Origin of the sequence: Niveispirillum cyanobacteriorum, from assembly GCF_002868735.1 — a bacterium.
GTDB lineage: Bacteria > Pseudomonadota > Alphaproteobacteria > Azospirillales > Azospirillaceae > Niveispirillum > Niveispirillum cyanobacteriorum.
Map to the genome: position 1 here is coordinate 406,492 of NZ_CP025612.1, position 12,268 is coordinate 418,759.

At 62.7% G+C, this 12,268-nt stretch carries 10 protein-coding genes; 6 read left to right on the forward strand and 4 right to left on the reverse strand.

What is annotated here, in order from left to right; all coding sequences use genetic code 11:
* Nucleotides 1-78: 78 nt before the first annotated feature.
* Nucleotides 79-1,008, forward strand: a complete 930-nt coding sequence (gene msrP, locus C0V82_RS17710; RefSeq protein ID WP_102113779.1) for a protein-methionine-sulfoxide reductase catalytic subunit MsrP — start codon at nt 79-81, stop codon at nt 1,006-1,008.
* The gene (gene msrQ, locus C0V82_RS17715) at nt 1,008-1,598 is read left to right on the forward strand and encodes a protein-methionine-sulfoxide reductase heme-binding subunit MsrQ (protein ID WP_102113780.1); all 591 of its coding nucleotides are present in this window, start codon (nt 1,008-1,010) and stop codon (nt 1,596-1,598) included. The genes msrP and msrQ overlap by 1 nt, the downstream gene beginning before the upstream one ends.
* 3 nt (nt 1,599-1,601) lie before the next feature.
* On the opposite strand, the gene C0V82_RS17720 is transcribed toward msrQ, so the two are convergent.
* The 4 genes from C0V82_RS17720 to C0V82_RS17735 all read right to left on the reverse strand — a co-directional run bounded on the left by C0V82_RS17720 (nt 1,602) and on the right by C0V82_RS17735 (nt 6,048).
* The gene (locus C0V82_RS17720) at nt 1,602-2,066 is read right to left on the reverse strand and encodes a MarR family winged helix-turn-helix transcriptional regulator (protein ID WP_054166310.1); all 465 of its coding nucleotides are present in this window, start codon (nt 2,064-2,066) and stop codon (nt 1,602-1,604) included.
* A 48-nt stretch (nt 2,067-2,114) separates the two neighbouring features.
* Nucleotides 2,115-3,662 carry an AMP-binding protein gene (locus C0V82_RS17725; RefSeq protein ID WP_102113781.1) on the reverse strand — a complete coding sequence of 516 codons (1,548 nt, stop codon included), beginning with the start codon at nt 3,660-3,662 and terminating at the stop codon, nt 2,115-2,117.
* Nucleotides 3,663-3,744: 82 nt separating this feature from the next.
* Complete coding sequence (locus C0V82_RS17730; RefSeq protein WP_102114374.1) at nt 3,745-4,563, reverse strand: p-hydroxycinnamoyl CoA hydratase/lyase; 819 nt, start codon at nt 4,561-4,563, stop codon at nt 3,745-3,747.
* 24 nt (nt 4,564-4,587) lie between these two features.
* Nucleotides 4,588-6,048, reverse strand: a complete 1,461-nt coding sequence (locus C0V82_RS17735) for an aldehyde dehydrogenase (protein ID WP_102113782.1) — start codon at nt 6,046-6,048, stop codon at nt 4,588-4,590.
* A gap of 300 nt (nt 6,049-6,348) precedes the next feature.
* Between C0V82_RS17735 and C0V82_RS17740 the strand changes: the two genes are divergently transcribed.
* The 4 genes from C0V82_RS17740 (at nt 6,349) to C0V82_RS17755 (ending at nt 12,137) form a co-directional block, all read left to right on the forward strand.
* Entirely contained in the window at nt 6,349-7,551 is a 1,203-nt protein-coding gene (locus tag C0V82_RS17740) for an MFS transporter (RefSeq protein ID WP_102113783.1), read from the forward strand.
* 205 nt (nt 7,552-7,756) lie between these two features.
* Complete coding sequence (locus C0V82_RS17745; RefSeq protein ID WP_102113784.1) at nt 7,757-9,880, forward strand: TonB-dependent receptor; 2,124 nt, start codon at nt 7,757-7,759, stop codon at nt 9,878-9,880.
* Between the two features lie 15 nt (nt 9,881-9,895).
* On the forward strand, nt 9,896-11,365 hold the full coding sequence (locus tag C0V82_RS17750) for a hypothetical protein (protein WP_199772581.1): 1,470 nt from the start codon (nt 9,896-9,898) through the stop codon (nt 11,363-11,365).
* Nucleotide 11,366: 1 nt separating this feature from the next.
* Nucleotides 11,367-12,137: an OmpA family protein gene (locus C0V82_RS17755; RefSeq protein ID WP_102113785.1), complete on the forward strand. Its 771-nt coding sequence runs from the start codon at nt 11,367-11,369 to the stop codon at nt 12,135-12,137.
* Nucleotides 12,138-12,268: the final 131 nt, after the last annotated feature.

Consider the following 12,268-nt stretch of genomic DNA (forward strand, 5'->3'; position numbering starts at 1 on the left):
GACAGGGCGCACTGTCCAAACCGGGTCTTACGGCATATCTGTCTGTCAGTACCTGTGTCCGACAGAGGAATGCCCCCGATGCTGCTGCGCCATGCCCCCGATCTGAGCGAGCGCGAGGTAACGCCGCGCGATCTGTACCTGAACCGCCGCCACCTTTTGGCCGGGTTCGGGGGGATGATGCTGGCAGGCGCGGGCGCCGCACAGGCAGCGGTGAAAAGCCCGTTCAGCACGGATGAGACGCCGACCAGCCTGAAAGACATTACCAGCTACAATAACTTCTACGAATTCGGCACCGACAAATCCGACCCCGCCCGCAATGCCGGGCGCCTGACCGTGAAGCCGTGGAAGGTGAAGATCGACGGCATGGTGGGCAAGCCGGGCGAGTATGACCTTGATGACCTGCTGAAGGGCATGACGATTGAGGAGCGTATCTATCGCATGCGCTGTGTCGAAGGCTGGTCCATGGTCATCCCCTGGAATGGCTTTCCGCTGGCCAGCCTGCTGAAACGGGTGGAGCCACAGTCTGGTGCCAAGTTCGTGGCGTTTGAGACGCTGGTCCGCCCGTCGGAAATGTCGGGCCAGAGTGGATTCTTCAAGATCCTCGATTGGCCCTATGTGGAGGGGTTGCGCCTGGATGAGGCGATGAACCCCCTGACCCTGCTGGCCACCGGCCTTTACGGGGAGAGCCTGCCCAACCAGAACGGGGCGCCGTTGCGCCTTGTTGTGCCTTGGAAATACGGTTTCAAGGGCATCAAGTCCATCGTGCGTATCAGCCTGACCGACAAGCAGCCGGCTACCAGTTGGAATATCCAGGCGCCGCAGGAATATGGCTTCTATTCCAATGTGAACCCAGAGGTCGATCATCCGCGCTGGAGCCAGGCTACGGAGCGGCGGATCGGGGATGGTGGCGGCCTGTTTGCCAAGCGTCGTCCGACTCTGCCGTTCAACGGCTATGCCGACCAGGTGGCGAGCCTTTATGCCGGCATGGACCTGCGGAAATTCTATTGATGGCTATCGCCAATCTGCGCATCCAGCCGCGTTTTCCGACCTGGCCGGTCTATCTGGCGGGGCTTATACCGGCATTGTTCTATGTCTATCAGATTTTCTACGGCGATCTGGGGGCCGATCCGGCCAAGACATTGGAACATGCCATGGGCGAATGGGCCCTGCGGTTCCTGATCCTGGGATTGGCCATCACGCCATTGCGTCGGGAACTGGGTATCGGGCTGCTGAAGTACCGGCGTGCGGTTGGGCTGATTGCGTTTCTGTATGTCGTGCTGCACCTGACCGTCTATCTGCTTCTGGATCAGGGGTTAGACTGGCCGGCCATCTGGGCCGACATCGTCAAGCGGCCCTACATCACCATCGGTATGGCAGGCTTTGTCCTGTTGCTTCCGCTGGCGGCCACCAGCTTCAACGCCGCCATCCGCTGGGTCGGCGGGCGCAACTGGAACAGGCTGCACAAGCTTGTTTACCCGGCGGTGCTGGCGGGGGCCGTGCATTATGTGATGCTGGTGAAAAGCTGGCCGTTGGAACCACTGGTCTATCTGGCGATTGTGGTGGCTCTGCTGGGCTGGCGTGTTTGGCGGCGGACGTGACCCTTAGCCTTCATCCCCGCCGTCCCCGCCCGCCATTTTGAACCCGTCCAGCAGGGCCAGAAGGGCGGTGCGGCCAGCAACGCCCAGCGCCGTAGTCAGTTCCTGTTCATAGGCGTCGTGCCGGGCCTGGATTTCGCGCATCCGTTCCTGACCATGGTCGGTCAGGTGCAGACAGTAGGACCGCCGATCAGCGGGGGAGGGGGAGCGGACCAGCAGCCCGCGCCCTTCCAGCCCGTCCAGCAGCGGCACCAGATTGGCACGCTTCAGGCCCAGCGCGTCACTGATCTGTGACTGGCTGAGGCCGGGATTGTCACGGATCACCGTCAATATGGCGAACTGCGTCGGGCGGATATCGAATTCCGACATGAACTGCGTGAACAGGGTGAATGCCGCAATCTGGGCCCGCCGCAACCTGTAACCAACAGATCCCTGCAGGGCCGAAAGATCGATACCGCCGCGTTCATCCATACCGCTCACTCCACCTTTGCGCATTTGCCGGTGCAAACTATCGCCAAGTCAGGCGGATTTCGAGGGATTCGTGGTGTCCGCGGCCTGTTGGCGCAGAAGATGTTTCTGCACCTTGCCCGATCCGGTGCGCGGCAGGCTGTCGGTGATGAACACACGCTGTGGCCGCTTGTACCGTGCGCAGCGCCCGTCCAGGTGCGTCAGAACCTGTTCCGCCGTAACGGTATGGCCGGCGCGGGGCACCACATAGGCCCAGCCGACCTCGCCCCAGCGCTCATCTGGCACGCCGATGACGGCGGCCTCTGCCACGCTGTCCAGTTCCAAGATGGCGGCCTCCACCTCTGCTGGATACACATTCTCCCCACCGGAGATGAACATGTCCTTCTTGCGATCCACCAGATAATAGAAGCCGTCGGCATCCCGCCGTGCCGCATCCCCGGTGCGCAGCCAGCCGCCCTGTTGCGCCAGGGTCGGCAGTTCGGGACGGTTCCAGTAGCCGGGCGACAGGTTGGGGCCGTTGATCCAGATTTCCCCGACACCGCCATCTGACACGTCCCGTCCCTCATCATCGACCAGACGCAGGCGCAGAGTGGGCCCGGGGATGCCGGCGGAACCGGCCTTGGCCACGATGCGGGCACGGTCGGTGATGGGCATACCCAGCACGGTTCCAGCCTCACTCATCCCATAACCATCGGCGATGGTGATGCCATCCTCGGTGAACCGCTGGATCAGGGCGGCGGGCATGGGCGCGCCGCCGGTGCAGAGCGCGACCAGACGGCCTAGCCGTGCGGGGTTGTAATCGGGATGCTGACGTAGGGTCTGCGCCATCTGCGGCACGCACATGTAATGAGTGACACCCATATCGGGGTCCGCCAGACGGGACAGGGTCACCGCGGGGTCAAACCCACGCGACAGCAGCAGCGTTCCGCCTTGCGCCAGCGGGGTCCGCACCATTGTGACTAGGCCCACAACATGGAACAGCGGCATGTCGCAGAGCACGACGCTGTCGGCATTCAGGCGGTTCATCAGGCCGAAATTGATGTTCGTGAAGAACAGGTTGCTTTCGGTCAGCAAAGCCCCTTTGGGCCGGCCCGACGTGCCCGACGTGTATAGCAGCGTAGAGGGCTGATCCACGGATGGCGGTATCGCTGGGCGCAGCGGCTCCATAGCGGTCCAGGCTGCATCAGCCTGTGACAGTTCCAGGATTTCCGTGCCTGCGCAGCCTTCCGCCGCCAGCGTGGCAGTGTCCAAGAACTCTGCATCGGCCAGCAGCAGGGCCGGGGACGCATCCGCGACCTGGAACGCCAGTTCCGGTACCGTCAGACGCCAGTTCAAGGGGGCGAAGATGGAACCCAGGCGTGCGGCGGCCAGATGCAGCACGGGCATGGCCGCGTCATTGCGCCCGATAACCGCGATACGCTGTCCCGCCGCATCACCCAGCCGGGCCAACAGCCAGGCACAGCAACGGTTCACGGCGGCGTCCAGCCCGGCATAAGTGAACCGGCGCCCACCGACCAGATCAATCATGGCGATCTTGTCCGGCTGCGCTGCTGCCTGAAAGGCCAGCGGATCGGGGGCGGGAAGATGGGGGGTAACCATGGAACAGCCCTCAAACAATACCGACCTGACAGGTGCCGGGTCCCGTCAAGGGGACAGCCCGGCACAAGCAGCGCTTATCCGATTACCCGCGCTTGTACGCGCCAAGGCCGGGCTTGTAGCTCTTCTCATCGATGAACTGACGGATGCCTTCCTTGCGACCATTATTGTCAAAGGAATTGGCGGCTTCCTGTGCGCGGACCAGGAAGTCCTCGGCATTGTCATAGGTCATTTCCTTGACCCGGCGCACGGCATCCTTGGTGGCTTTCAGGGCCACCGGGTTCTTTTCCAGCAGGACCTTGGCGATCTCGGTCACGCGGTCCTTCAGCTGGGCCAGCGGCACCGCCTCGTTCACCAGACGCCATTCGGCGGCCTTCTTGCCGTCGATGGCTTCACCCGTCATGGCGTGGTACATAGCATCGCGCATCGGGATCAGGTCAACGACCACCTTGGTGGCGCCGCCGCCGGGCAAAATGCCCCAGTTGATCTCCGACAGGCCGAACTTAGCCTCTTCCGCTGCGATGGCCAGATCGCAGGAATAGAGCGGGCCGTAGCCGCCGCCGAAGCACCAGCCATTGACCATGGCGATGGTCGGCTTCTGGTACCAGCGCAGGCGGCGCCACCAGCCATAGCTTTCACGCTGCGCCTGACGGGTGGCGCCCAGACCCTTCTCCTCCGTCTCGCGGAAATATTCCTTCAGGTCCATGCCGGCGGACCAGGCGGTGCCTTCGCCCGACAGGACCAGGACGCCCACATCCTCGCGGAATTCCAGTTCGTCCAGAACCTCCATCATGCGGCGGTTCAGGGTCGGGCTCATGCAATTGCGCTTTTCCGGGCGGTTGAAACGGACCCAGGCGATGCCATCCACGACATCAAAGGCGACAGTGTCAGCGGTGCTCATCATGTTCATCCTGAATGGGGATATTCATCAGATCGGGAAATGGCCGGGCAGCGTTTCCAGTGTGATCCAGCGCAGTTCGGTGAAGGCATCGATGCCGGCCTTGCCGCCGAACCGGCCATAGCCGCTGTCCTTGACGCCGCCAAAAGGCATCTGCGCCTCATCATGGACGGTGGCGCCATTGACATGGCAGATGCCTGACTGGACACGCCGGGCCAGACGCAGGCCACGGGCCGCATCGCGGGTGAAGATGGAGGCGGACAGGCCGTATTCGGTATCGTTGGCAGTGCGGATGGCCGCATCCTCCCCGTCCACCCGCACGATGGTGGTCACGGGGCCAAAGCTTTCCTCGGCATAGATGCGCATGGCGGGCGTAACATGGTCCAGGATGGCCGCCGACATCAGCGTGCCCTTGGTTGGCGTCGGCTGATACAGCTTTGCCCCCTTGGACACGGCGTCGTCGATCAGGGCCTGGATGCTGGTGACAGCATGCGGATCGACCACGGAACCTAGCGGCGTCTTGCCTTCACGCGGGTCGCCGGCGACCAGGGTGGCTGCCTTGGCCGCGAATTTCTCAACGAACGCGTCGGCCACCTTGTTGTCCACCACGATGCGTTCGGTCGACATGCAGATCTGTCCGGAATTGAAGAAGGCGCCGAAGGCGGCGGCCTTCACTGCCTCATCCAGGTCGGCATCATCCAGCACCACGAACGGCGCCTTGCCACCCAGTTCCAGCAGCACCGGCTTCAGATTGCGGCCCGCGCGTTCGGCGATGATGCGGCCTACGCGGGTGGAACCGGTGAAGTTGATCCGGCGAACCGCGGGATGGTCGATCAGGGCACCGACGATGCCACCGGCATCCTCTGGCGCGTTGGTCACGACATTAACAACGCCCGCCGGGAAGCCGGCATCGGCCAGGGCCGCACCGATCAGGGCATGCGTGCGGGGGCACAGTTCGGACGCCTTCAGGATCACCGCATTGCCGCAAGCCAGTGCCGTTGCCACGGCTCGTACGCCCAGGATGACGGGCGCGTTCCACGGGGCAATGCCCAGGATCACGCCCACCGGCTGGCGCACCGCCATGGCTATGCAGCCTGGCTTGTCGGACGGAATCACCTCGCCATTGATCTGTGTGGTCATCGACGCGGCCTCGCGCAGCATGGAGGCGGCCAGCGTTACATTAAACCCGGCCCAGCCGGCGGTGGCACCAGTTTCGGCGGCCATGGCGGCGATGAAGTCCGGCATGCGGGCCGTCAGGGCCTCAGACGCCTTTAGCAGCAGGGCGCGGCGGGCATTGGGGCCGGTTTCCGACCAGGCAGGAAAGGCGGCGGCGGCGGCATCCGCGGCTTCGCGTGCATCATCGATGCTGGCAGCGGCGGCGGTGCTGGCCACCTCCCCGGTCAGGGGATTGAGACGGGTGAAGCTGCGGCCCTCGGCGGCCGGACGGGTCTTGCCGCCGATCAGCAGGGCGGCGTCCAATTGCGTGCTCATGCGCCATTTCCTCCCATATAGGGCCATCGGCCCGTTATTAGTTATGTTATATAATGAATTTTGCAGCGACGCAAGAGGGGGTGCGTAGGGAATGCGCTCGGTCGCTGTCGGGTGTTCTCCGCTCCACACTCAAGCCATTGATTGGCAGGACATACAGGGGCGGATGCGTCACATGATTAAAAGCATTAACGCCAACCCTTGTCCAATAAAATGATTATGCATGATAACAAGATTCTGTATTATGATGTCATCAGAATCGCCAAAGCCCCCGCCACGAGGGGCATAGACGGGAGGTTACCCATGGGCGCACCCGCCCAATCCGTGCCGCGTGGCGGCATCACCCTGCTTCTCTGCTTCCTGATCGCGCTGCTGGAAGGCTTTGATATTCAAGCCATCGGCGTTGCGGCCCCGTATCTGATCCCGCAACTGGGCCTGACGCCTGGACAGGCGGGTGTGGTGTTTGGGGCCGGCATGGCGGGCCTTGTGCTTGGCGCCTTCACCGGCGGCTGGTTGGCCGACCGTATGGGACGCAAAGGCCTGCTGATGGTCTGTGTGGCGATTTTCGGCCTGTTCACGCTTGCCACGTTGGTGGCGACCGGTCCGGTATCGCTTGGCGTCTTCCGGCTCTTCGCAGGTGCCGGCATGGGGGCGGCGATGCCCAGCCTTGTGGCGGTTGCGCTGGAAATCGCGCCACCGGAACGCCGTACCCGCACCATCACGCTGATGTTTTCCGGCATGCCGGCGGGTGGCGCCTTGGCCGCGCTGTTTGCGGCGGGTCTGCTGGAGCAGTATGGCTGGCACTCCATCTTCCTGGCCGGCGGCGTGTTGCCCCTGTTGCTGCTGCCCGCCATGTGGAAGCTGATGCCCGACAGCCGGGTGGTTCATGCCTCCCTGGCGGAGCGTCCCGGTGCTGTAAAGGCACTGTTTGGTGAGGGGCGGTTGCTGATCACCCTGCTGGCCTGGTTCACCTTTGGCATGACGCTGCTGGTTCTGTATCTGCTGCTGAACTGGCTGCCGTCGCTGGTTGCTGCCAAGGGGTTGGGCGGTGTCGGTGGGGCAGGGGCGGCCTTTGCCTTCAATGCCGGCAGTATTGTCGGGGCCCTGGGGATCGGGTTTCTGGTTGACCGGCTGGGGCCACGCATTCCCATCATCGCGGCCTATCCTTGCCTGGCGCTGGCCATGTTCGGGCTGGCAGGGGCTGAGAATCTGGTGCCGGTGTTGGTTCTGGCCGGGCTTGCGGGCTTCTTCCTGCTGGGCGCGCAATATTCGCTCTATGGAATCATCCCGCTCTACTATCCAGGCGTCGTCCGTGGTCTCGCCACGGGTGCCTCCATTGCGGTTGGCCGTTTAGGTTCCATCGCCGGCCCGCTGGTGGCAGGTCATCTGCTGGGCCAGGGTTGGGGACCGGCGGGCGTTGCCATGGCCATGGTGCCTGTCGTATTGGCCGCAGGCGTGTCAGCGGCGGTGATGACCATTCGTGGCCGTTATGTAGACAACGGATAAATCATTATTCCCTGTAACGAGTCCAAGCCCGTGGCACCCCGTGTCACGGGCTTTTTTTGCCCCTGGACGGAGCCCGTTGGAAATTCGTCGTGCTTATAATTTGTTATATTGCATTACATGTTGCGCTGTCGTATCGTTGCGTAATTCAACGAATCAAGAGCCCGCTTCGCTTTGCGCGTCCGGGCCATCCCAAGGGAGAAGCCCTATGAAGAAGCTGGCATCGCGCCCGGCAGTGCGTCTGCTTACCCTTTTGCTGACCGGTAGTGCCATCGTTCCGGCGGCTTTGGCCCAGGCCGACAGCGCCCCTGTTCTGGAAGAGATCGTGGTGACGGCGGAACGCCGGACACAGAGCCTTCAGGACGTGCCGATCAGCGCCACGGTCCTGTCGGGTGAGGATATCGTCCGCAAGGGTGTGGCCAATCTGGCCGATATTCAGCAGGTCTCCCCCTCCATTGCCATCAATCAGGTGAACCGTTCCACCTATGTGAATATCCGCGGCGTCGGTATCGCGCAGACGGCCCCCAGCTCCAGCCCCGGCGTCGCCTATTACATCGACGGGCAGCTTATCCCGCATGAACAGTTCATCAGCCAGTCCTTCTACGATATTGGCTCGCTGGAAGTGCTGCGCGGGCCGCAGGGCACGCTGACGGGCCAGAATTCCACGGGTGGCGCCATCTATGTGCGCACGCCGGACCCGGAATTCGGGGTGGTGAAGGGCTTTGTCGACCAGACCATCGCATCCTATGACTGGTATCGCACCACCGGTGCCTTGAATGTCGGGATGGGTGACAATGTCGCCGTGCGCGTTGCCGCCGTCCGCGACAAGCGTGATAGCTTTTCCAAGAATATCGGACCCAGCCGCAGCGATCCGGGCAATATCGATCTGGAGGGTGCCCGCCTCAACATCGCCCTGCGCAACGATGCCGAGACGCTGCGCATCAACCTGCGCGGGGAATATTTCAACAGCGATAGCGACAACAACGCCGTCAAGCGTCGCAATGATACCGTCAGCACCAATCCCTATGTCATTCAGGAAGACGCCATTTCCTACCTGAAGCAGGAAGGTTATCGGCTATCGGGTGAGCTGAAACTCGCGCTGTCGGACAGCGTCGATCTGCGCGCGCTCACCTCCTGGCAGGATGGCAGCACGACGGACCAGACCGATGGCGACCGCACATCCACGGCCCGCCCGCGTCCGCCTGCATCCAATGTCGGACGCGTCGGTTACACTGACACCACCATTGAAACGCTGATCAACGAGGTGAACCTTCTCTCCACCGGTGATGGGCCGCTGACCTGGGTGATCGGTGCCTTCCGCATGGATGAGGATATTCCCATCACCGTCCTGCGCGACAATAACAACACCGTCAATTTCGTCTCCTCCACCTCCACCATCATTTCGAAGGTGACGAACAAGTCGCAGTCGGTTTTCGGTCAGGCGAACTATTTCGCGACGGAGCAGTGGGAACTGATCGTTGGTGCCCGCCACTCCTGGGATGACCAGACCTATAACCGTATCGTTTCCGCCGGCGGCACGGGCATCAGCAAGCTCAGCTCCACCAAGCTGACGGGCAAGGTGGGCGCGAACTACCACGCGACCAACGACACGATGCTCTATGCCAGCCTGTCGCGTGGGTACAAGGCCGGTGGCGGCAACCTGCCGGCCTCCAGCCCGGCCTTCGGCCCCGAAACCAATCTGGTCTATGAGGCGGGTTGGAAGACCACCTTGCTGGACCGTCGCCTGCGCCTGAACGGGTCGGTGTTCTATTCTGACTACAAGGATATGCAGCTGGCCAGCTTGGCCAACGGCTTGCCGCTGACCCAGAACGCCGCTGCCGGCCAGTCGATGGGCGGTGAGCTGGAGCTGGAGGGACGGTTCGGTGCGTTGGGCTTCAATGCCGGTCTTGGTTATTTGGATGCCGAGTTTGCAAAGAATACGACGCTGCAGAACACGGTCGCCAACCGCAATGAGTTGGTGACAAAGGGCAGCACGCTGCCCTTCTCCCCGGAATGGACCGTGAATGCCGGGGTCCAGTACGAGATCATGGCGGGCGAGACGGCCATCACCCCGCGCCTGCAATGGAGCCACGTTGGCAAAAGCTACGCGACCCCGTTCCCCAGCCTTGTCACCACCCTGCCGTCGCGCGATGTGTTCGATGCCCGCCTGTCCATCGATCCCACGGATGCCGTCCGCCTGGAACTGTTCGTGACGAACCTGTTTGACGAAACCTACATTGCCAGCCAGCTTCAGAACTCTTCCTCCGCTGATGGCGGCATTATCTATGGCGCGCGTCGTCAGTATGGCGGCCGCCTGACCTACCGGTTCTAAGGCGAGGGTGTCTTTATGAAGCGGTCCTTCGTTTCCGTCCTGGCCCTGCTGGCGGCCTTCACCCTGCCGGCGGGGGCCACCTGGTGGTCGCCTGGCGACGGTACGCCCTTTCCGGCTCAGTATGATGACGCCGACCCGGATGGTGTCACCCGCCTGCTGCTGGATGGCGGGCCGATGGAGACGAAGGGCCATCCCTTCTTCGAACCGAAGGGAAAGTACGGGCGTGCCTGCGTCACCTGTCACCAGCCGTCGGACGGGATGAGCCTGTCGGCTGAAACCGCCCGTATCCGGTGGCAGGAGACGGAGGGCAACGACCCGCTTTTTGCGGCCATCGACGGGGCCAACTGCCCCGATCTGGCGCAGGGGGAGCGGGCATCGCATTCCCTGCTGCTGGATCATGGCCTGTTCCGTATCGCCCGGCCCTGGCCGCCTGTCGATCATGATGGGCAGAAGATTGAACCCGACTTCACGCTGGAGGTTGTGCGCGACCCGACCGGATGCAATGCGTCCAAGGTCTGGGGTCTATCATCACCGAACCCGCAGGTTTCCGTCTTCCGCCGGCCTCGTCCTGTGGCGAACTTCAAATATATCCTTGCCATGGGGTTCGCGGTCGATCCCAAGGTCGGCAAGCCCCTGCCCATCGATCCCGAAACCGGGCAGATGGTCAGCGGCAACCTGATGGCGGATCGCCGCGTCCTGTCGCTGGAAGCGCAGATGCGTGACGCAGCCCATTCCCATCTGGGCTTCGACGCGTTGACCCCGGACGATATCAAACGCATCCGTGATTTTGAGGATCGTATCTTCGTTGCGCGGCAGCGGGACCGTGTCGGCGGCGATCTGGACTCGATGGGCGCCCGTGGTGGCCCGGAAACCCTAGCGAAATCTGAACCTGGCCGCCTGGGCAGTCAGGGAATGGCGGTGTGGAGCGAGTTTGCGGCGTGGGAGAAAATCCCAGCCGATGCCGATATCACGCCGGAACAGCGGGCATGGCGGGAATCCGTTGCCCGTGGGGCGCGTGTCTTCCGGGAGAAGATGTTCCTGATTACCGACAGCGCCGGGATCAATTCCCCCGTCGGCTTCGGCAATCCGGTCCGCAATTCCTGCGTCTTCTGCCATAACATGAGCCAGATGGGCATGGATGTGGCTCCTGGTCAGGTCGATCTGGGCACCACCACCATGCCCTTTGCTGATCCGCAGCCGCATCTGCCTTTGTTCCGCCTCACCTGCAAGGGGCCGGCGCATCCGCATTATGGTCGCGTCATCCATACCCACGATCCGGGATACGCCTTGACCACGGGACGGTGTGAGGATGTGGGCAAGATCACCTTGCAGACCCTGCGCGGCCTGACGGGCAGGGCACCCTATTTCGCCAGCGGCTCTGCCCCCGATCTGCGGGCTGTGATCGACTATTACGACCGGCGCTACAATATCGGCTACACGGAGCAAGAAAAGCGCGATCTGGTCAATCTGATGGGGGCGCTCTGACATGCGGCGGATCATGATGGCGCTGCTGGCGCTTCTTTCGTTCAACAGTGTTGCGCAGGCGGCAGACGCCGTGCGCTTCATCTCTTGCCCCGTCTATCGCGACACTGACGCGGGCCGCAAATCCGGATGCTGGCTGGCGGAGGAGCGGGAGACGGGCCGGCGTTTCGACATTACCCAGTCGGCGACCAAGCCCGACTGGTCCATGGCGGTACTCGTCGAAGGACGGATTGCGGATAAGCAGGATAATGCCTGCGGTTCTGTGGTGCTGGAACCGGTGCGGGTATCGATTCTGCCTGCACAGGCCTGTACGCGGGTATTGATCCCGGCGGAAGGCTTTCCGGGCCGGCGTTTCGTTCTGCCGGCCCGCAATATCCGTCCGCTTTACGCGCCGGAACCGGCTCCACCGCCGCCCTACACCGCCCAGCTGTTCCCCATCCCCTTCGATTTCGGCCGAGATTTTGTGGTCTACCAGCAAAGCGACTGGATGCTGGTGAGAGCCGCCACCTATGCCAAGGCATCGGGCGGCAATGTGGTTATTACCGGTTATGCGGAGACCGAGCCCGTGCATGTTTCAGGGCAAAGCCTTGCCGAGCCGGCGGCCCTTGGCAAGACGCGGGCGGAGATGGCGCGGCTCTGGCTGGTCAGCCTGGGTGTACCGGCAAACAAAGTGCGCGTTGAATGGAAACAGAACCCGGCCCCCCTGGCGGACCCGGCCTTTGACGGGTTGACGGAGACGTCGCGCCGGCGGGTGGATATTCAGGTGATGCCGTAGGTTAAAAGTTCTAAAAGCCGGACTTTCGCGCAAGCAACAGCGGGGCGTTGGTGGTTAGGATTGGCGCTGAACGGGAAACACCCGTCGCCATCCATACCGCCTTTTCCATGAATTCAGGACGGCAGGGTTCT

What these genes read in the sequence shown, in the direction of transcription:
- msrP (WP_102113779.1), top strand. Translation starts at nt 79, where the DNA reads ATGCTGCTGCGCCATGCCCCCGATCTGAGCGAGCGCGAGGTAACGCCG.
- msrQ (WP_102113780.1), top strand. Translation starts at nt 1,008, where the DNA reads ATGGCTATCGCCAATCTGCGCATCCAGCCGCGTTTTCCGACCTGGCCG.
- C0V82_RS17720 (WP_054166310.1), bottom strand. Translation starts at nt 2,066, where the DNA reads ATGGATGAACGCGGCGGTATCGATCTTTCGGCCCTGCAGGGATCTGTT.
- C0V82_RS17725 (WP_102113781.1), bottom strand. Translation starts at nt 3,662, where the DNA reads ATGGTTACCCCCCATCTTCCCGCCCCCGATCCGCTGGCCTTTCAGGCA.
- C0V82_RS17730 (WP_102114374.1), bottom strand. Translation starts at nt 4,563, where the DNA reads ATGATGAGCACCGCTGACACTGTCGCCTTTGATGTCGTGGATGGCATC.
- C0V82_RS17735 (WP_102113782.1), bottom strand. Translation starts at nt 6,048, where the DNA reads ATGAGCACGCAATTGGACGCCGCCCTGCTGATCGGCGGCAAGACCCGT.
- C0V82_RS17740 (WP_102113783.1), top strand. Translation starts at nt 6,349, where the DNA reads ATGGGCGCACCCGCCCAATCCGTGCCGCGTGGCGGCATCACCCTGCTT.
- C0V82_RS17745 (WP_102113784.1), top strand. Translation starts at nt 7,757, where the DNA reads ATGAAGAAGCTGGCATCGCGCCCGGCAGTGCGTCTGCTTACCCTTTTG.
- C0V82_RS17750 (WP_199772581.1), top strand. Translation starts at nt 9,896, where the DNA reads ATGAAGCGGTCCTTCGTTTCCGTCCTGGCCCTGCTGGCGGCCTTCACC.
- C0V82_RS17755 (WP_102113785.1), top strand. Translation starts at nt 11,367, where the DNA reads ATGCGGCGGATCATGATGGCGCTGCTGGCGCTTCTTTCGTTCAACAGT.